Genomic DNA, 20110 nt, shown 5'->3' with positions numbered 1-20110 from the left:
ATACATGTACATGAAAACAAAACTACGTAACGGAATAAAGTTAAATGATAAAAAATAATAATTGTGTGAAAAAGGATGCGTATCATGCCGATTAATTCTTTTGAAAACTATCCGATGAGCTGGAAGCCATCGATTGATAAAACGAAAAAGCCTATTTATCAAGTACTCGCACAGCAATTGGAACATGATATAGTAAACGGAGTATTATTACCTGGTACAAAACTTCCACCACAGAGAGAACTTGCAGATTATTTGGATTTAAATGTGAGTACCATTTCAAAAGCTTTTAAAGTTTGTGAGTTAAAGGGCCTGCTCAGTGCTTCTGTTGGAAGTGGCACATTTGTATCGTATGATGCGTTATCGAATGCGTATTTACTGGAAGATACAAAGCCGAAGCACTTAATTGAAATGGGAGCTACACTCCCAGATAATGCTTCTTTCGAGCCACTGTTACTCCAACTAAAAAGTATGCTACAAGAGACAGATTATGAAAAATGGTTTGGTTATGGTCGTGCAGGCGAAAGCCTTTGGCAAAAGGATGCTGCTGTAAAGCTAATCCGAAGAGGTGGGTTTGAGACAACCGTTGATCACATATTATTTGCAAATGGGGGTCAAAATGCCATTGCCGCTACACTAGCAAGTCTTTGTAAGCCTGGAGAACGCATCGGAGTTGACCAGCATACATACCCTGGCTTAAAAACTGTTGCAGCGATGTTTAATGTGCAACTAATACCGATAAAATCAGAGAACTATGAAATGAGTCCAACTTCTTTTGAATATGCCTGTAAAAATGAAAATATTAAAGGCATTTACTTGATTCCAGATTACCACAATCCGACTGCATCATTCATGTCGGTTGAGAATCGTAAAATGATTGCATCAATTGCCCAAAAATATAATCAGTTCATTATTGAAGATGGTGCGTACCATCTTCTGAGCAAACAACCACTGCCAGCCGTTGCAACATTTGCACCAGAACAGGTTATTTATATTGCAAGTTTATCTAAATCATTAGCACCAGGGTTACGACTTGCCTATGTAGCAGTGCCGAGTCAATTCAAAGAGGCAATTTCAAAGGCACTTTATAACTTAAATATAACAGTGTCCCCATTATTAGCTGAACTGACAGCTCGTACAATCGTATCGAATCAATTTGAATTACTAATTGAGAGTCACCGGGAACATACCATTCACAGAAACCAAATCCTAAACCAATATTTGAATGACTATACGTGTCTAGGTGATGAAACGGGCATCTTTCGTTGGTTGCTATTACCAGGTAGGATTACTGGTGCGGAATTTGAAACGTTGGCTGCACAAGAGGGAGTACAAGTGTATGCGGCTGAACGCTTTGTAGTTGGAAATAGCTGTCCAGCAAGGGCAGTAAGGGTTTCGGTATGTGCACCGGAAACACTTGAAGAACTTGAGCGAGGATTGATGATCCTTCAACGTTTGCTAAATGACCTTACTTAATATTGTTCGCCATACAATTATAATATTGTATGGTTTTTTAGTGCGTGTTATGATGGTTCAAATCAAGTGTAGGTTTCAATAAGAAGTAGAATTAGGTTCTGGGAAAGGTAGGTTAGATTATGTTACCCAATGATAGTATAGAAGCGGTAGAGGTTCAAACTTCCAAACAAAGCTATATTCATTCTTCAGAAAAACAAAAAGCATTATACAAGCGTACATTATTCGTCGTAAGTATGTCTCAAATTTTTGGTGGCGCAGGATTAGCAGCAGGGGTTACAGTGGGGGCACTCCTTGCACAGCAAATGCTTGGTACAGACGCATTTGCAGGACTTCCTGCCGCTTTATTTACCTTAGGATCCGCAGCAGCTGCTTTACTTGTTGGGAGACTATCGCAACAATATGGTCGGCGGACTGGTCTGACAGCGGGTTTTATGATAGGTGGACTTGGTGCAATTGGAGTCATAATTGCAGCAGTAATAAATAGTGTTTTTCTATTATTTACCTCACTTCTAGTGTATGGTGCAGGTACGGCAACAAATTTACAAGCTCGTTATGCAGGTACCGATTTAGCAACTAGTAAACAGCGAGCAACTGCAATTAGTCTTACTATGGTTTTTACAACTTTTGGTGCTGTTGCAGGTCCAAGCTTAGTGAATGTAATGGGGAATATTGCTCTTTCTATTGGAGTTCCTTCACTTGCTGGGCCTTTCATTTTATCGGCAGTAGCATACATCTTGGCTGGACTTGTACTTCTTTTAATGCTTCGTCCAGATCCGTTTGTTATAGCAAGAATGATAGAGGCGGCCAACAAAGAACATAAAGATAAAGTTATTTCGGAATCAAATGTTCAAGTGTATAACAAAAGAGGCGTTATCGTTGGTGCAACAATTATGGTACTTACTCAAATTGTAATGGTTGCAATTATGACAATGACACCGGTTCATATGAATCATCATGGACATGATTTGGGGGCAGTGGGTCTTGTTATAGGATTTCATATAGGGGCAATGTATCTCCCATCGCTAGTTACAGGTGTCCTTGTTGATAAGTTGGGTCGGACTGCAATGGCTGTTGCTTCAGGGGCTACATTGCTTTTGGCAGGTTTAATAGGAGCATTTGCACCAGGTGATTCTATCGTATTTCTAGTAATTGCTCTTTCACTACTTGGATTAGGATGGAACTTTGGTTTGATTAGTGGAACTGCACTTATTGTTGATTCAACGGAAACTTCCACGCGGGCTAAAACTCAAGGTACTGTAGATGTTTTAATTGCGTTATCAGGGGCTAGTGGAGGAGCATTATCAGGTATGATAGTGGCTGGCTCTAGTTACACTACCTTATCCTTGGTTGGAGGAATTTTAGCCCTATTACTGGTACCAGTTATGGTTTGGTCTCGCGTAGGGAAAAAGATGAATGCTGTCCAATCTACTAGCACTGAATTAATTGAATAGTCCTTGGGATAGATGACGTATTGTTCAAGACATTGCACCGTGAAATGAATAAAACTCCAATTGTATAAATGGAAAATTGCAACAAAATGGATATTTGTATCTTCAATCATTTTTGAATTAATTATGAGCATTGTTATTCAACTGTTACCTTCCACTACTGTAATTGGAAGGTTTTTTTATTTAGTTAGATAAAGTTTCTATGCGATATCCAAGAGACAGTTCGACTGTTATTGAATAGATAAGCAGATAAAACCTGTAATAACTGCTCCTCTTAATTTTATAGGATCTATAGTACATAGAAGTTTGTATGAAATAATTGGGATATTGTGGTAAAATATAGTGTAATGGCGTATTTGGTTAAGAGGAGGTGGCGTATGAAACAAGTCATTTGTACAATCCTGTTTTTTGCACTCTTTTTTGTTCTTCATACTCTTGTATCTTGGTTGGTACCCACTCTATTTTATCTTTGGTATGTAATTTGGGTTGCAATTGGACTGTTTTCATTAATAGTTTGCAAGATTTTCTATGATTGGTTAGAACGACAGGAAAAAGTTTATTTGCCACCAAATAGACGAGCAAAAATCTTTTTCACCTTAGTGTTTGTTGCTGCTACTATATTTGGTATTCACTATTGGAATGAGTATAAAGAGAAACCGTTGGAAGCTATTCTAGAGAAGTATAGCTATCCGAAAGAAATCGTGATAGGGCCAGATATGGACTCAAAAATCAAGGATACCCAAACGGTTAACGAGATGATCGATTTTTTATCACAATATAAGGTTAAGAAAACCAAAAGTGAAGCTGAGCATATTCTTTCTGATCCTTATGAATTATGGTGGAAAAATGAAAAAGGACTTTTAGGTCCAGCCCAGGTGATGATTGTAATTGAGAGGAACGAGATATTCATAAATATGGATCACTATCGCGTGTTGAATGGGCCAGTGGATGTGGAGCGGGTAAAAGAATTTACTTCGAAAGAGTAAAGTTATTAATTATGTAGCATTCCAGGATTAAATACTGGAATTAGAGTATGTTTTAAGAAGCTGCAGGAAGTCTTATATATAAATAAATTACGAATATCAACGTTTGTAGAATCCCTGAAGTTAACCTTGCTTTTATAGCCAATCTGATAAGATTGCTATTTTTTTTGATTATAAAGAAAAGATGGTTGACATGTAAAATAATAATATGATATTATTAAAAATTTGATAAAAAATTACATGTGTGTTAAGGTTAAGAAGGTTACCATATATGGAGGTGGATTATTTGTTTCAAATTGGCGATAACATTGTTTATCCAATGCACGGAGCAGGTATTATTAAAGCCATAGAAGAAAAGGAAATTTTAGGTGAAAAACAACAGTATTATGTCATAAAAATGTTAATGGGTAATATGGAGGTCATGATTCCAACGGGTAAAAGCTCAATAATACGCCCTGTTACTGATTTAGTGTCATTAAAACACCTCATACACATTTTTCAACATGGAAAATCAGATGGATTACTGCCATGGAAACAAAGGTATAAAGTGAACACGGACAAAATGAAGACAGGCAAAATACTAGAATGTGCTGAAGTTGTTCGTGATTTAATGAGAATGAAGAAAGAAAAATCCCTTAATACAAGCGAGAAAAAAATGTTAGATAATGCACATGAATTTTTGATTGGTGAACTGGGATTAATTAATGGGATTACTGAAAATCAAATAAAAAGTTTCAGTTAAGGTTAATGTAAGATAATGTACGACATCTCCCGAAAATATCCTTTATTTATTTTTGGGGAATATGACAATTATTAAAAGTAAATCATCTCAAAGACATTCAACTTCTACAACTCATCTATAGAGAAATACCCTCTTATGTTTTTTTCTGCATTGGAATCCATTTTTAGTATCCACATTTCTTTTACGAAGGTATGAAGTTCATTAAATACTCGATAAATTAGTACAATTGATTTTTGCAATCCTGATTCACACTGGCACGGACTTGGAGCCGTAAGGATGAAAGAGAGGCAGGGCTTTCATTGTTTTAGGTATACAATGTATTTATGTAAGTCATTACATCTGGAAGAAAAACAATCATTTCACTTCTAAGTTTACGAACTTTTTACAACTAAAGGCAGTGAATTGTATTGTTGGATCTTCTTTACGTAAAAGGAAAAACGAATTGGTAACATCATATAGTCAATTACAAAAATGGTTTCCAGATTAGGAAACCATTTTTTATTTATTTTACTAACACATAACATAAAAAAACAGGCCCTATATAGAACCTGTTTGTATAGTCGATTTAAAATTAAGCAGCTTTTTGTACGTTAGCAGCTTGAGCTCCACGAGGACCTTGCTCAACGTCAAATGTTACTTTTTGACCTTCGTCTAGTGATTTAAAACCGTCACTTTGGATTGCAGAGAAGTGTACGAATACATCGTCTCCATTTTCACGTTCGATAAAGCCAAAACCTTTTTCTGCATTAAACCATTTTACTGTACCTTGTTCCATTTTTGTTGCCTCCTAGTGCGTTGCCACACATTGTATTACTATCCTTGCCCAAAGTATTCAAAATGAGAAGCCTTTTTCACGGAACAAAAATAATTCTTCTTTATCATAACAGGAAAATGAACATATTACAAATTTTTGGAACTTAATTAGTATAGTAAAAATTGCTAAAAAAATAGAAAATTTTTCATGTGATACTTTTCCCACCCAAATAAATGTTTACTTTATTAAGGGGGTGCTATCTTTTAAGAAGGAGAAGTACCTATTTTGTTGAAATATTGTAATAGAAGGGTAGTTTTTTTCAAATGATCGGAGTGAGATGCTAAAATGAAACAGTTTATTCTGTTGTCAGGAATTTTCTTAACGATAAACTTTATATCTGCATGTTCTGGTAAGGAATCTTTAACTTTGGAATACGAAACTAAGATTGAGAAAAAAGATGATGAGATTCGTAAGTTAAAAGAAGAGGTAAAGCGAATTAATGATCAATTGGAGCAAGAAAGGAAAAACCAAGAAAAACTACAAGTATTTGACCATAAAGCAAGAAACATTATGGGTCATATAGCTAATCATGATTTTGATAAATTAAAAAATGAATTTGATGTTAATCTTGAGGTAATCGATGGTAAGATATATTTCAGTGAACTTAGTAAATCTTCTATAGGAAGTTACTTTCCAACAGAAATAGCTAAATTCCCCATGTATTTTAATTTTTATAATCCTCAGCCTGATTCAACTGAGGTTGGTTATTTTCTTTATGGTTATGACCAACATAATACTGAACGAAAGTATGATATCCACTTTCGATTTGGTAAGGATGATGAATTTATGTATGTAGGTACAGATTAGGAGAATTATAAAAATAATAAAAACATATTCATTCAACTAAGGATATTTTTTTCAATTAGAAATTTTGCTGTTGAGGGAATGATACAGTGAAAATGGTTTGACTATAACGCTATTAATATAGTATTACTAAGTAAAGGGATAACAGAAAACGCTTCCACAGTACATAAATGACATCTTGGTTTTTCTTTTTTCCGAATGGTATTTCATTTTAGTTAAAATGATTGGGGGAAGTACAATGTCAAATATACCGACTGTCCTTAAATCCTTAAGGATTCCTGTGATTGGATCACCACTTTTCATTATTAGTAATCCAAAGCTTGTCATTGAACAGTGTAAGGCTGGGATTGTTGGCTCAATGCCAGCATTAAATGCTAGACCATCCTCACAACTAGATGAATGGCTGGCCGAGATAACGGAGACGCTAGCTGACTACAATGCGAAAAATCCCGACCGACCAGCTGCACCATTTGCAATCAACCAAATTGTGCACAAGTCAAATGATCGACTTGAACATGATATGGATCTATGTGTTAAGTACAAGGTTCCGATTATTATTACGTCTCTAGGGGCTCGTGAAGAGGTTAACATAGCTGCCCATAGCTACGGGGGAATTGTACTGCATGATGTCATCAATAATAAGTTTGCACATAAGGCAATTGATAAAGGTGCAGATGGTCTAATTGCCGTCGCTTCAGGTGCAGGCGGACATGCTGGAAGCAAAAGCCCATTTGCATTAGTACAAGAAATCCGCGAATGGTTTGATGGTCCTTTAGCGTTAGCGGGTTCAATTGCAAATGGGAAGTCAATATTAGCTGCTCAAGCGATGGGTGCCGACTTTGCCTATATTGGTTCGCCATTTATCGCTACTCATGAGGCACGAGCAGCAGAGGAATACAAGCAAGCTATTGTTGAGTGTACGTCCGATGATGTGGTGTACAGTAATTTATTTACAGGAGTTCATGGCAACTATCTGGCTCCGTCCATTCGTGCAGCAGGCTTAGATCCTAACAATCTACCTGAAAGTGATCCATCCAAAATGAATTTTGGTGGAGAGGGGAAATCCAAGGCATGGAAGGATATTTGGGGAAGTGGCCAGGGGATTGGTGCAATTAATGAGGTAACAAGTGCAAGAGAGTACGTGGAAAAGCTTTATCAAGAATATATTGAAGCAAGAAACGAGCTAATTAAGACTAGCCAGGTTTTTGCGTAATAGAGGTGCTTACTCCTAGGTTTGGGGGTAAGCATTTTTATTTGCATTTGTAAGGTTCGGGTGTGTTAACATATTCCACATTCGAATGGTTTTTAAGAGAATTAGAGAAGAAAGCATGCGCAAATGAAAGATACGGATGCATTTAATAGGTTAGTAGGTCTAAAATCATTCGCAGGATCCAGAATAAGGAAAAGTTGACTTCGGAAAGGGTAATATCTGTAAAAAAATTCCACATTCGAATGGTTTTTAAGAAAAAAAGAGAAAAAAGCATCCGCAAATGAAAGATACGGATGCATTTAATAGGTTAGTAGGTCTAAAATCATTCGCAGGATCCAGAATAAGGAAAAGTTGACTTCGGAAAGGGTAATATCTGTAAAAAAATTCCACATTCGAATGGTTTTTAAGAAAAAAAGAGAAAAAAGCATCCGCAAATGAAAGATACGGATGCATTTAATAGGTTAGTAGGTCTAAAATCATTCGCAGGATCCAGAATAAGGAAAAGTTGACTTCGGAAAGGGTAATATCTGTAAAAAAATTCCACATTCGAATGGTTTTTAAGAAAAAAAGAGAAAAAAGCATCCGCAAATGAAAGATACGGATGCATTTAATAGGTTAGTAGGTCTAAAATCATTCGCAGGATCCAGAATAAGGAAAAGTTGACTTCGGAAAGGGTAATATCTGTAAAAAAATTCCACATTCGAATGGTTTTTAAGAAAAAAAGAGAGAAAAAGCATGCGCAAATGAAAGATACGGATGCATTTAATAGGTTAGTAGGTCTAAAATCATTCGCAGGATCCAGAATAAGGAAAAGTTGACTTCGGAAAGGGTAATATCTGTTAAAATATTCCATATTTAAATGGTTTTAAAAGAAAAAAGAGAAAAATGCATCCGCAAATGAAAGATGCGCATGCATATAATAGGTTAGTAGGTCAAAAACCATTCCCAGTATCCAGAATAAGGAAATATCCTGAAGGTCAAACAAAAATAAAGGAGAAACTAGTAAGATAGCTTCTCCAATATTGAAATCTCAATGAGACACCGCGACAATTATCCCAACAAATAGTCCTTTAAGTCCTGATCAATATCCCATCTTTGAATATGTTCCTTTAGAATTTCCAGGTGACGTTTAACTTTCTCTGGTTCACCTTTTTGTTCAAAGTGGCGGGCTTGCTTGATTTGGTTGATTGCTTGTTTGTATTGGCTGTTATCAAGTAAGTTGTTACCATGTAACGCCTCAATCTTTGCTTCTAACGTATCCAACTCAGACGCATTCTGGCTAGTTACCGTAATCTTGACTAACTTTGTACGATTTTCATAAGGGGCATAATAGATGTTTCCATCTTTTCCTAGAGTAAAGGTGATGGTGTTAGTAATAAATTGAGATTCCAAAGATATTGGATCAATAACGTATAATTTGCTACCAGCATTCGCGTATAAGAACCCATCCTCTGACCACTCTAGATGCACGTTATTCCACGCACCCATTGCAGCATTCGGGTCAATATTTACGCTCTTTACGACTTCAAGCGTTTCAGGATCCAATGCGAAAATGAAACCAGACGAAGCTCCCCAAATATAGTCATCATGGAATCCGAATTTCAGTTGTCCAATGTGTGTCGGCTTTTCCAAACCATCTATATTTAGTGATACTTCTTTCGTTTTGGTTTCTGTCTCAACATCAAAAACAAATAGTTTTGCCTCTTCTGCTGTCGGTGTACTTCCTAGACCACCTGTAATCGAAGTGGACCCATACACTTTTCCATCTTTATACACAATGTCGTTCACGCTTTGATCTTGAACAATATTTCTGAAGACCTTATGGGTTTCACCATCATAGACAGTAAGAGCCCCACCTAATTTACCGTAAGTCGGGATACTACCTACAAATAGCTTTCCATCACCAGAAGTCATAGAGTGGAGTCGCTCTTGTTCGTCACCAATTACAAATACTTTGCTTGGTGCTTGATACGGGTCCACCTCTGGATCGATGACCTGTACACTACCTTCAGGGTACACGCCAAAATACATTTTTCCATCCATTTCATGCATGACGTCTGCTTGACCTAAGTTAAGAGTTACAATCTCATTTGTAAGTGGGTTAAACACGGCACCAACAGCACCAGTCATACCACTCATGTAAATCTTATCCTCCGAATAGGTGAAAAATTTATTCGTCACATTCGCGGTTGGAGGAACCATATTTGAATAACTTACAACTGTATTTGTCTCAATATTAAAAAAGACGACAGCACCAGAAAACGTAATCGTGGCAAGGCTCTTTCCTGGGAGTCTATCATCACCTTCAATTTCAACCCAATCTGCTCCTCGAAGGCCACTTCCATACCTCATCGTCGTATCATTCACTTGTAACGTTTCTAGGTTTATATATTTAAGCTTTCCATCTGCTACAAAGTACACATTGCCATCAAGCGAGTCAGTCACATGCAATCCAGTAACATTTGTTAAAACAACATCTAACCATTTTTCTTGTTCGATATCATACACATACATTTTCTTAGAAACAGAGTATCTAGCAAATATATAGCGGTCATCTACGACATTTAAATCATAAACAAATCCGGATTCATTTAATTCTTCCGCGATATCTACCTTTTCGCCCGTTTCTACATTGAGTTTCATAAGTTTGTCATGAGCGGTACCGGCATAAATATATCCATCATGATAATCCATGGAACGAACATATTCTTGACTAATTTCCCCAATCATTTTTCCATAATCATGTAATTGGCCAGTAGCTTTTTCGTATTTAAATACCTTGCCACTTGGATACGTACCAATGTAAGCATTACTCTCTTCATCTACTGCTAGTGCCCACAAGGACGCTTCTGGAATTTCAGCTAGTGCTGTTATTTCTTTGGTTTTGGGTGAGTACCCCCAGATATGCTTGCCAGCTGCTACATAAACGGTACCATCTGGTGCAACCTCATGATGCCACGAATCATTTGCACCATCCATAAATAATGTGCGAAGTGTTTCCTTTGTCTCGAGATCAATAACACTAAACTGAGCTGGAATACCCTTGGAAGTTGTATACATAACTTCATTTCCGTCCTCAATCCCAACAGCTCCATCGTAAATCGTCGTACCACCCGTTAACGGAAAACCAATTTCCTCTGGTTCTGAATATGTAGGAAATAAATTCTCATTTGCCTCAACCTGATTCAATGGTGCAATTAACAATACAAATAGAGTTATAGAGAGAAAAATATTTACTGAAATGCTTTTTACTTTAAACAATCATATCAACCTCCATTTTTTAACCTGTAGCGGACTAAAAATGATTACGCTTTCAAAAAGAGTGTTTCACCTCCTGAATAAATGATGTAGTAGTATCTTCATTTGGTGGAATATTTTGAATTTATACTACTATGGCTAATTGTAAACAGTAAAACTGCATGTTTTATGACGAAAATGAGACTCTAAAGGCGATTAACTGTCTAAAATCCACATTTGGGACTATCGAATTATGTTTGGTTATAACTAATTACCTAGTTGAAATGTAAGGTAGGGAAAAAGGCGGAATACATTATTGAAGGGTTAAATAATAGGGGAGGTAACTTTAGGCAAAAAAACTTGTCGAGAAGAGTGTTAATGATTGAAAAAATTAGCACCTTCGTAACCTAATATTCTATTTGGCTGCGAGAGTAAATAAAAGATTGTTATATATAAACAAAGCATTGGTATGAGTAAGCTTATTAAGATAATTATATAGTGATTAGTGAAATTAGTTTACATATAAACAATTTAGATTTAAAATAGTTTATATATAAACCGTTCTATTGACAAACTGTTTATCTATAGACTAATGAAGAAGAGACGGTTTTATCCAGAAAATGATATCGGTCCTGTTGCTATATTCTTAGCCTCAGAGGATTCAAAATATATCACTGGTCAAACATTTATGGTTGATGGAGGTTCGATCCAAATACGGTAATAAGGAGTTTTAAATGAATAGTTATACGAATATTTTCGATCTTACACATATGATTCAGCAGATAACAAATGAACATATTGTTCGATTCACAAATGAATTTTCTTACCCAATTGGTATATCAACAATAATTGTTTTAGCTGAAATAAGAACGAGTGGACCTTTAAAACAAGTTGAATTAACTGAAACACTAGGTTATTCGAAGAGTACGATCACGAATATGGCAGAAAAACTGGTCAAGCTAGATTTAATAGAGAGGACGTATGATAGTAGTGATCGAAGAACGGTCTATCTAAAAATAACAGCTAAAGGAATGGAAGCCTTAAACGAATCAGAAGCGATTGGAAAGAAAATTCATAACGAATTATTTAGTATTCTTTCAGATGAAGAACTTTCAAATTACATTGAAATTCAAAAAAAATTGTTGGCTAACATTTCTGGTAAGAAAAAGTTATCATTTTAGAAACGTTTAGTACGGGCCTATCTGAAATTCTAGAAGTAGTACACACTTTATACAAAATATGACTAATAGATGAAATGGAGACGATTTATATGGCACGTTTAGAAGGAAAAGTTGCAATTATTACGGGTGCTGCTCAAGGTATGGGTGCCTCTCATGCAAGACGCTTTGTTGCGGAAGGGGCAAAGGTTGTATTAACAGATCTTAGTGAAGAAAAAGGCAGCAAGATAGCAAGTGAATTAGGTGAAAACGCACTGTTTATAAAACAAAATGTTTCTAGTGCGGAAGATTGGGCAAACGTTGTGGCAAAGGCGGAAGAAAAATTTGGACCAGTCAACATATTAATTAACAATGCTGGTATCACAATGGCAAAATCAATTTTAGAAACCACTGAAGAAGAATACCGCCGTATTGTAGACATAAACCAGGTTTCCGTGTTTTTAGGAATGAAAACAATTATTCCTTCCATGCAAAAAGCTGGAGGTGGCTCAATTGTAAACATTTCTTCCATTAATGGCATTGTGGGAGGTGCTGTTGGGTATACAGATACAAAATTCGCTGTTCGCGGCATAACGAAAGCTGCAGCGATGGAATGTTCCCACTATGGCATACGTGTTAATTCTGTACATCCAGGTGTAATTGCAACTCCGATGGTTGTGCAAGAAGACACAAAAGCAGCGGTAGCGGAATTTGCGAAACATATTCCGTTAAAACGAGTTGCGGAACCAGAAGAAGTAACAAATATTGTACTTTATTTAGCTTCCGATGAATCAAGTTACTCAACAGGTGCTGAATTCATTGTTGATGGCGGAATTACTGCAATGTAAGGAATATGGAATGGTACAACAATGGGGCGTGATTCATTAATGGATTGCGCCTTTTTACGTTTGGGTATTTTTTTTGAGTAACTTTAAGGGGAATTTACTATTTACAGACTATAGATGGGTTAGAAGTTAACACAGCAAAATCAAGGTTTAAAAAAATGTAGTATCCCAAATCGTACTAAGTTAAGGCAGGGAATTTGTATATGATGTTGGTTTTCCGGTCACTAATTAGAATAGTAGACTGGGAAGCTGCTTTTTTTTAGTCCTATTTATAAATAAAGTGTAACTTTTTATATATTGGTACGTCTTTAAGGCAAACAATTTTCAAGTAATATATTCGAACATAGAAAGAGGTGAAGGAAGTGGATGAAGATAGCTCATTACAATTATTAAATGAATGGTATGTCAAATATAGTGATGGTATTTATCGGTACGTGTTAATGATGACGGCGGAACAGGAACTCGCAAAAGATGTCACACAGGAGACCTTTATTAAAGCCTATAAGTACCTGGGAAGTTTTAGAGGGGAAGCGAGTGAGAAAAACTGGTTGTATCGAATTGCACATAACACAACCATTGACGAAATTCGAAAAAGGAAGCCGTTGCGGTTTATGGTCAATACGTACACGTCGCTTGCTACGAATGACTATCTTCCAGAAAAAGTGATTCAAGTAGGAGAAAGGGAAGAACAGCTTTATCGTTCACTTCAGAGGTTAAAGAGGTCATATCGAGAAGTAATCATATTAAGGAAAATAGAAGAACTGAGCATTCAAGAAACAGCCGACATACTAAGTTGGACCGAAGCAAAAGTGAAGACTACCTTGTTCAGAGCATTAGAAGCCTTAAAAAAACAAATGATTAAGGAGGGCTATGAGCATGACACAATCTAAAAAAGAAACGAACTACGATGATAGGTTAAAAAGTTTTAAAGCTATAAAGTTAAGTGATCAAGAAAAGCGTAACATTCACGAGAACATGATAGAGTCTGTAGAAAAATCAGAACGCGCGACAATAAAATGGAGTATACGGCCAGTATTGAATACTATTTTAACTGGAATCGTATTAGTTATTGGTGGCTACTTCCTAGTAAACCAGGTCATATTTTCAGAGGAAGGAAAGCCAGCTCAGGAAAATGAAGTGGTTCAAACTCCATATACAGAGATTGAACAGGAAATTTCGGATGTATTACAAACACCTGTATATATTCCATATCATGATAATCTACCAGTGAAAACGGCATATTTTATGATGGAAACAGTTGGTTCAGCCGAAAGAGGAGAAATAGAACGTAAGCATGGCCCAGCTGTAATTGGCTATAGTAAATTAGATGCAGATCAATCTGATGCAGCAGAATTTGAGAGGGTAACAAAACTAGAACAATCTAAAGTACCACCTTATGAGTTTATACATGGTGATTATCTAAAGGCTGAGAAATACAAAGCTGCTATCGTCATTATGTCTGAAAAAACAAATCGAAAAGACCTCATACATTCAGCACTTTATGGTGATGAAAGAATAATAGCCGGATTTTCGGTTAAATTTAGAGTAATTGATACTGGACCACCACTCAATCACAAAGCGTATAATTATAGCTTTAAACTAAAGGACACTGTTTATCTATACACATTCCAAGCAAAATATGTTTCTGAAGAGGAAGCATACAAATTTGTTGAAAAATCATTAAAACAAATTCGAAAAAGATAGTTCAAAGGGGTTGTCATTACGGCAATCCTTTTTCTAGTTAAACCCTTCATATATCTCGCTATATATAGAATTGTGATGGTTCAAGAAGGATTTCCTTCATTCTTGTGGAAGTATTGTGTAAATGGTACGTTTTTTTTGGATTAGAGACCACAATATATTTAAAGGGGAATGTATTTGGAACAAGAACAGGACATAGTGTATGGATTAACACGGTATATTTTATGTTTTTCGTTTTATTCAGGAATCGATGAAGACGATAACGGAAACCGTTTGGTAACGAAGAAGGACTTGGATGATTATCTAGGTATGGAAGGTTCGATTTGTTTTTTAAAGGGTGAGCCAAACTTATTTGTGTCACAAACATCAAAACATATGGCAATTTATTCATTTTGGACTAAAGTTTTAACACTTTCTGATGACGAACTCTTAACAAATGAGGTAAATGACGAACACGTATTTTTGGATCTGCTTTATGATAAATTTGAGAAACTCTTACGTACTCATACGATCACAAGAGAAAAACTTGCCTATATCGACGAGACATTCGACATGGGTTGTTACATTCAAGTATACAGCTACGGAGGCATTCCAGACTTTTATTTATCAAAAGAGCTTGTACGGTTAATCGCATCCTTAGATGTTGAAATAGAGTTTTCTGAACTACACAAAAAACACAGGTTTTTATTAAACGGAGCAGATTCTTGATGAATCTGTTTTTTTAATCGCTAATACAGTGTCATGTATTTTTATTTAAAGTAAATGTTAAACAAAAAATGTTTTTATAACAGATATTACCATTTAAGAAGGATTACCACTATTTTTATAGAAATTGTACTAGATGGCATAAATCGCGTGACATTGCAGGTTATCTCTTCTGCAGTGAAAGGTATTTGTTGCTAGTTATTGAAATGAAACGTAGGAGGATAATAATGAAAACTGAAACTATATTTCCTGTAATAGAAACTGATAGATTGATATTAAGGCAAATAACAAAAGATGACGCAGAAAGCATATTAGTATATTTATCTAATAAAGATGTAATGAAGCATTATGGATTAGAGCCTTTTACATCAATCGATGAGGCATTGGATGAAGTATCGTGGTATCAATCAATCTTTGAAAAGAAGACCGGGATTAGATGGGGTATTACGCTAAAAGAGGAAGGAACAGTTATTGGCAGTTGTGGTTTTCTAAACATTGCTCAACAACATTCCCGTTCTGAAGTTGGATTTGAGTTAAGCAAAGAATACTGGGGTAAAGGAATTGCGAGTGAAGCGTTAGAAGCAGTTATTACATACGGATTTGAACAATTGAATCTGCAGAGGATACAAGCATTAATAGAACCGCCTAATACGTCATCTCAAAGATTGGTAGAAAGTAAGGGATTTATAAAAGAAGGACTTTTGAGAAGTTACGAATTTACTTGCGGAAAATTCGATGATTTATTGATGTATTCAATGTTAAAGCAAGACTATGAAAGACACAAAAAATAACATAGAGAGTTAGTTTGGGTTTACCTTTTAGGAAAGTCAAAACTGTAACAAGCAAAGGAGTTTTAAAATGAACTGGATATACCTTGTTTTTATTATTGCTATGACAGGATTTGGACTTTGGGGATTGGTAGCACGAGCGAACTGGTTAGAGAAACAATCTAAAAAAATTAAATCTGAGAAAGATCATACACACGGGAATTAAGTCGACAGGGTGCTCATTTTTTGAAGAAGTTCCAGCGAAGGTAATCGACTATATTGAGTGAATTTTTAAAAACAAACGGCTTTACGATAGCAAGAGTGAAAAGTATTGGGGATTCGGTTTATATAATGATGAAGTAAATGAACGGAATATTCAAGGAACATACTCACTGATTTTTACTACTATTGAAGAGATCGCAATGGTGAACTAACGGCTTCGGAAATTTAATAAGCACGTTTTTTGTAGAAGTGTGGAGGGATATTTGTTGAGTGATAGATATTATAATGTAATAAAAGCTATCTGTCTGGTTATCATTGCTATATCTAGTGTAATGATCGCATTGGAACTTATGGGTATTAGAGAGATACTACATTCAATTGGGCATTAATTTATTAAGGGTGCATTGATCCATGAAGGATTCATGTACCCTTTTGTATATCAAACGGGAAAATACAAATATCATCATTGTCTTAAAAGAGCACAAAATTAAAGGGGTGTATGATTCAGTTTAATTATAATGTTAACAAAGGGTTGAGAAAAAGCAGTGGAGGGATAAGGTTGAGAACAAATTTAAGGTAGATGTAGTGCAAGTAAGGGGTAGATCTTTCGACATTGATTTAAAAACTGGCCAGAGAATACAAGAAAGTCCAGTTGTATGTCTTTTATTTTGTTTTCATCTACTGGGCATAAATAGAAGGAGTAGGGCACTTTTTTGTTGAAGTATTTAGGAACGAAGCGTGACTACAAAAAATAGTACTTAGGAGGTATAAGAATGAAACCAAGAATTTCAGTTATCACACTGGGTGTTGATGACCTAGAAAGGTCATTGGAATTTTATAAAGATGGACTTGGATTACCAACAAAAGGAATAGTGGGCCAAGAATTTGAGCATGGTGCTGTTGCATTTTTTGACTTGCAATCAGGGCTAAAACTCGCCATTTGGAAACGTAAAGATATAGCACATGATGCAAGAATTGATCAGACACCAATAAGTCCGACTGAGTTTACCATTGGTCATAATGTTGCGAGTAAAGAAGAAGTCGATTTTGTAATGGAAAAGGCAAAGAAGGCTGGGGCAATTATTACAGTTCCTCCTCACGAGACGTTTTGGGGAGGATACTCGGGATACTTTCAAGATCCAGATGGACACTTATGGGAAGTTGTTTGGAATCCAGCTTGGGAGTTTTCAGAATAAGGTCTAGTCTGAGCGACAGGTATTACATAACAATTAAAAAGGAGAACAACTTGAACAAAATCAATATTTTTATGCTGCTTTTACTATTACTAGTGGGATGTAGTACTGATCACAAAGTCTCTAGGAATAGTGACTTAGAGAGTTCATTTTCTTCTATAGTAAAAGATGAAAAGCATGATGAAATACATATAAAATCATTGACGGACTTCGATTGGGATAAGGCATACCTCTTTACACCTTATTTTCCAGAGGAATCAATAAAAGAACAATTGGGTACAGACTTTAAGGGTGTGAGTGATATCAGTTGGAGAGAAGATATATATCTATTGGTTTTCCTTAACGAAGATAACATTGTTCAATATGCCGAAATCGAACGTTTTGGTTCAAACTTTGCTATAGGTGAAAAGGAATATCTTACTCCAACCGATGATGCTATATCAATTGAAAGAGATTTTAACAATTCTGTCATGTACTAAGGCTATTGGAGTTGAAAAGAAAAGGCTGTAGTAGGCTAACGGGTTCCGTTTCCTATCGCAAAACTTGAATTTGCAGTTGAAATTGTAAAGTAAAATGTATATCAAAAAGTACCGTAATCTGCGGTACTTTTTGTTTACAAAAATAAAATAGCCCCATTCATATGTAACGGGTTCTCTTTTGGGGGACAAAATTAAAAATAACATTAGAAATCACATTTATTTCAGTATCAAAAAAGCATCGGTTTTAGCACCGATGCTTTTATAATTTATAATGATATTAGTCGAAGAAATCGAGAGAAATATACAATTGGAATAATAAGTACAGCAGGAATAGAAATATCATAGTTATGAGACCTATGACCGATAATACAACAAAAGCTAGTGATTTCTTTTTGTTATATATAAAAACTAATATATGGGCTAATAGTCCACCGATAAACGGATACCTATATTGAATTCCCCATCTATATAGAATTCCTCTGTCGGGGTTGAAAGAAAATTCCCCTAAAATATCAATGATAAAAAGGAAAAACATACTAAAGCCAAATAAAAGTAAAATGGTACTGATAAATTTTCGAATAATGCTCACTCCCAAAGATAATAGGACTTATGTTTTGCACCTATAATTACCTTAAATACAAAATATCCTCTATTTTAAACCTTTTATCTGTAATCCCTAATCGCTGTGCAGGAGTCAACTTCTGCTTATCATAAGATTTATATGGTAAGCAGAAATTGTAATAGGTTCTTAGAATGGTGGTAGCCATTTGAGCGTATTTAGGATTGAAATTGGAATAAATGTAACTTTTCCCGTCACCTCTGGCTGTGGTGAGAGGGCGTTCCAAAACTGATAGTTTTCTTCGAATGTGTTGGATAAAGAAGTTCGTGGCGTGGTCATTCACATTCAATATCAACCTCGCCACTTGTTCAGGTTCAAGTGAGGATAAATCTGTTTTGCAATCCACTTTCGAATACCCTTTGTCAATCGAAGTAATGGGATGAACAATCGGATTATCATCTTTGACTGTGAAACTGTGTGTCGGCAGAACAATCTCTTTATGAAATTGATGACCACCATTTTTAAATAAATCCACCAAATAATGATGGGCAATCGTATAAGGATTACGGCTGTCAATTCCCATCGCCAATCCCCAATTATACAAATCAGCACTTCCCTCTCTGTATTCCTGATAGGCTTGTTTCCGTGATTGTCCACGGTCAGTAAGGCAAAGGAAATGGTGTGCCGAAAATGACCTGAAATCTTCTGAAAACACCCGATACATTGCGGAATGCAAGGAACTATCGTTGTCGGTCACAAATCGCCATTTTTGGACTTTTAACAGGTCTTTAATGAGCCAATAATGAGCCATCGTGGTGTAAGTCCCGTTTGTATGCAAACCTTCAATGTAGTGGCTTCTGATATTGAATTCATCGAGTTTTTCTTTGTACTCAGCCATCGTCTGAGTGTCATTCTCCGTTGGCTCTTGCGGATAAGTGCTGAGCCGTAATCTTGCGTGTTTTCGGGCGAATAGATGAAGATGGTCATCTTTATATAAAATGGTATCCAGCATTATGTCTTCAAGTCGTACATCCCAGTCAAAAGCGACATCTGACCGAAATACATAACGGGAAAACACATCAGCGGAAATGATGATATGAGTTGGAAATTGCGTATCTTCCACATCATCATATCTCGCTCCACCCATTCCTTTCTTTCGGACATTGTTCAAGTTATAAATCATTTTGTCGGTGTTTATCCAAACGGTTCCGAACGATTTATTTTGAAGAGGCTTTTGTTAGTGCCGTTCCAAAAATTCTAAGCATCTGCGATAGACCCATTCCAATTTGCTGTAATAAGTCTTGACCCCAATTTCCAACACATCAATGGCTCTTGATACAGGCATTTTATTAACGAGCAGCTTCGTGAACAACGGAAGGATGTCATTCCGTTTTTGATGGTAGGTGGATGTCTGCTTTCTTGTCGGCATCAAATAGAGCTATTTTATGAATTTATTCTATTAAGGTGAAGTTCGGAGAAATTCATCTATAAATTCTATAATTAGACCGTAAACAAGGATACCAAGCGGCGATAAATTTACAATTAAAGCAATAATTCTCTTTGCTAAATTTTCTTTACTGAACATTGAAACGATGCTCAATGGTATGCCGAAAACTGAAAGAAGGAAAGTAAGTATTAATAACGGTCGTATAATAGGAACTACATTATCGCCCAAAGTGGTTGAAATCAGGAATAGTGGTAAGACAATAATCATAGCTATTGCAATAAAGAATGAGATTTGAGTGAACATCTTCAGATTATTTCTTTTCAA

The 20110-nt window shown here is 35.9% G+C and carries 19 protein-coding genes and 1 pseudogene; 16 read left to right on the top strand and 4 right to left on the bottom strand.

Annotated features, from left to right (window positions below; translation table 11 throughout):
* Positions 1-84: 84 nt before the first annotated feature.
* The 4 genes from ACWNMY_RS01015 (at position 85) to ACWNMY_RS01000 (ending at position 4646) form a co-directional block, all read left to right on the top strand.
* Complete coding sequence (locus ACWNMY_RS01015; protein ID WP_449536429.1) at positions 85-1473, top strand: aminotransferase-like domain-containing protein; 1389 nt, start codon at positions 85-87, stop codon at positions 1471-1473.
* Positions 1474-1589: 116 nt separating this feature from the next.
* Entirely contained in the window at positions 1590-2924 is a 1335-nt protein-coding gene (locus ACWNMY_RS01010) for an MFS transporter (RefSeq protein ID WP_449538362.1), read from the top strand.
* Between the two features lie 374 nt (positions 2925-3298).
* Entirely contained in the window at positions 3299-3907 is a 609-nt protein-coding gene (locus ACWNMY_RS01005; RefSeq protein ID WP_449536428.1) for a hypothetical protein, read from the top strand.
* 268 nt (positions 3908-4175) lie between these two features.
* Positions 4176-4646 carry a CarD family transcriptional regulator gene (locus ACWNMY_RS01000; RefSeq protein WP_449536427.1) on the top strand — a complete coding sequence of 157 codons (471 nt, stop codon included), beginning with the start codon at positions 4176-4178 and terminating at the stop codon, positions 4644-4646.
* Between the two features lie 571 nt (positions 4647-5217).
* Here the strand turns inward: ACWNMY_RS01000 and cspC are convergent.
* Entirely contained in the window at positions 5218-5421 is a 204-nt protein-coding gene (cspC, locus tag ACWNMY_RS00995) for a cold shock protein CspC (RefSeq protein WP_449536426.1), read from the bottom strand.
* 324 nt (positions 5422-5745) lie between these two features.
* Between cspC and ACWNMY_RS00990 the strand changes: the two genes are divergently transcribed.
* Both ACWNMY_RS00990 and ACWNMY_RS00985 read left to right on the top strand, forming a co-directional pair.
* Entirely contained in the window at positions 5746-6267 is a 522-nt protein-coding gene (locus ACWNMY_RS00990; RefSeq protein WP_449536425.1) for a hypothetical protein, read from the top strand.
* A gap of 235 nt (positions 6268-6502) precedes the next feature.
* The gene (locus ACWNMY_RS00985) at positions 6503-7477 is read left to right on the top strand and encodes an NAD(P)H-dependent flavin oxidoreductase (RefSeq protein ID WP_449536424.1); all 975 of its coding nucleotides are present in this window, start codon (positions 6503-6505) and stop codon (positions 7475-7477) included.
* Between the two features lie 1047 nt (positions 7478-8524).
* On the opposite strand, the gene ACWNMY_RS00980 is transcribed toward ACWNMY_RS00985, so the two are convergent.
* Positions 8525-10735 carry an FIMAH domain-containing protein gene (locus ACWNMY_RS00980; RefSeq protein ID WP_449536423.1) on the bottom strand — a complete coding sequence of 737 codons (2211 nt, stop codon included), beginning with the start codon at positions 10733-10735 and terminating at the stop codon, positions 8525-8527.
* A 589-nt stretch (positions 10736-11324) separates the two neighbouring features.
* Here ACWNMY_RS00980 and ACWNMY_RS00975 point away from each other — a divergent pair.
* The 10 genes and pseudogenes from ACWNMY_RS00975 to ACWNMY_RS00930 form a co-directional block, all read left to right on the top strand.
* Positions 11325-11432, top strand: a pseudogene (locus ACWNMY_RS00975) (SDR family oxidoreductase); the annotation flags it as partial.
* A 13-nt stretch (positions 11433-11445) separates the two neighbouring features.
* On the top strand, positions 11446-11892 hold the full coding sequence (locus ACWNMY_RS00970) for a MarR family winged helix-turn-helix transcriptional regulator (protein ID WP_449536422.1): 447 nt from the start codon (positions 11446-11448) through the stop codon (positions 11890-11892).
* A gap of 89 nt (positions 11893-11981) precedes the next feature.
* Entirely contained in the window at positions 11982-12716 is a 735-nt protein-coding gene (locus tag ACWNMY_RS00965) for a glucose 1-dehydrogenase (RefSeq protein WP_449536421.1), read from the top strand.
* 359 nt (positions 12717-13075) lie between these two features.
* Positions 13076-13603: an RNA polymerase sigma factor gene (locus ACWNMY_RS00960; protein WP_449536420.1), complete on the top strand. Its 528-nt coding sequence runs from the start codon at positions 13076-13078 to the stop codon at positions 13601-13603.
* On the top strand, positions 13590-14417 hold the full coding sequence (locus tag ACWNMY_RS00955) for a hypothetical protein (protein ID WP_449536419.1): 828 nt from the start codon (positions 13590-13592) through the stop codon (positions 14415-14417). The genes ACWNMY_RS00960 and ACWNMY_RS00955 overlap by 14 nt, the downstream gene beginning before the upstream one ends.
* Positions 14418-14591: 174 nt before the next feature.
* A complete protein-coding gene (locus ACWNMY_RS00950) occupies positions 14592-15122 on the top strand; it encodes a DUF4279 domain-containing protein (RefSeq protein WP_449536418.1) in 531 nt (176 codons plus the stop codon).
* Positions 15123-15346: 224 nt separating this feature from the next.
* Entirely contained in the window at positions 15347-15910 is a 564-nt protein-coding gene (locus ACWNMY_RS00945) for a GNAT family N-acetyltransferase (RefSeq protein ID WP_449536417.1), read from the top strand.
* A gap of 67 nt (positions 15911-15977) precedes the next feature.
* Positions 15978-16112 carry a hypothetical protein gene (locus ACWNMY_RS00940; protein ID WP_449536416.1) on the top strand — a complete coding sequence of 45 codons (135 nt, stop codon included), beginning with the start codon at positions 15978-15980 and terminating at the stop codon, positions 16110-16112.
* Positions 16113-16881: 769 nt separating this feature from the next.
* Positions 16882-17304, top strand: coding sequence for a VOC family protein (locus ACWNMY_RS00935; RefSeq protein ID WP_449536415.1), 423 nt, complete (start codon positions 16882-16884; stop codon positions 17302-17304).
* A gap of 50 nt (positions 17305-17354) precedes the next feature.
* Positions 17355-17780: a hypothetical protein gene (locus tag ACWNMY_RS00930; protein WP_449536414.1), complete on the top strand. Its 426-nt coding sequence runs from the start codon at positions 17355-17357 to the stop codon at positions 17778-17780.
* Positions 17781-18406: 626 nt separating this feature from the next.
* Here ACWNMY_RS00930 and ACWNMY_RS00925 read toward each other — a convergent pair.
* Positions 18407-19510, bottom strand: a complete 1104-nt coding sequence (locus ACWNMY_RS00925; RefSeq protein ID WP_449536413.1) for a hypothetical protein — start codon at positions 19508-19510, stop codon at positions 18407-18409.
* A 288-nt stretch (positions 19511-19798) separates the two neighbouring features.
* Positions 19799-20110: a 2-acyl-glycerophospho-ethanolamine acyltransferase gene (locus tag ACWNMY_RS00920; protein WP_449536412.1), complete on the bottom strand. Its 312-nt coding sequence runs from the start codon at positions 20108-20110 to the stop codon at positions 19799-19801.

This window comes from Ferdinandcohnia sp. Marseille-Q9671, assembly GCF_976954385.1.
This window is presented reverse-complemented; position numbering and strand designations above follow the sequence as displayed.

Excerpts from the sequence above, each read along its gene's own strand:
- ACWNMY_RS00985 (WP_449536424.1), top strand. The coding sequence starts at position 6,503 with ATGTCAAATATACCGACTGTCCTTAAATCCTTAAGGATTCCTGTGATT.
- ACWNMY_RS00965 (WP_449536421.1), top strand. The coding sequence starts at position 11,982 with ATGGCACGTTTAGAAGGAAAAGTTGCAATTATTACGGGTGCTGCTCAA.
- ACWNMY_RS00945 (WP_449536417.1), top strand. The coding sequence starts at position 15,347 with ATGAAAACTGAAACTATATTTCCTGTAATAGAAACTGATAGATTGATA.
- ACWNMY_RS01000 (WP_449536427.1), top strand. The coding sequence starts at position 4,176 with ATGGAGGTGGATTATTTGTTTCAAATTGGCGATAACATTGTTTATCCA.
- ACWNMY_RS00970 (WP_449536422.1), top strand. The coding sequence starts at position 11,446 with ATGAATAGTTATACGAATATTTTCGATCTTACACATATGATTCAGCAG.
- ACWNMY_RS01005 (WP_449536428.1), top strand. The coding sequence starts at position 3,299 with ATGAAACAAGTCATTTGTACAATCCTGTTTTTTGCACTCTTTTTTGTT.
- ACWNMY_RS00955 (WP_449536419.1), top strand. The coding sequence starts at position 13,590 with ATGACACAATCTAAAAAAGAAACGAACTACGATGATAGGTTAAAAAGT.
- ACWNMY_RS00990 (WP_449536425.1), top strand. The coding sequence starts at position 5,746 with ATGAAACAGTTTATTCTGTTGTCAGGAATTTTCTTAACGATAAACTTT.
- ACWNMY_RS00940 (WP_449536416.1), top strand. The coding sequence starts at position 15,978 with ATGAACTGGATATACCTTGTTTTTATTATTGCTATGACAGGATTTGGA.
- cspC (WP_449536426.1), bottom strand. The coding sequence starts at position 5,421 with ATGGAACAAGGTACAGTAAAATGGTTTAATGCAGAAAAAGGTTTTGGC.
- ACWNMY_RS00935 (WP_449536415.1), top strand. The coding sequence starts at position 16,882 with ATGAAACCAAGAATTTCAGTTATCACACTGGGTGTTGATGACCTAGAA.
- ACWNMY_RS01015 (WP_449536429.1), top strand. The coding sequence starts at position 85 with ATGCCGATTAATTCTTTTGAAAACTATCCGATGAGCTGGAAGCCATCG.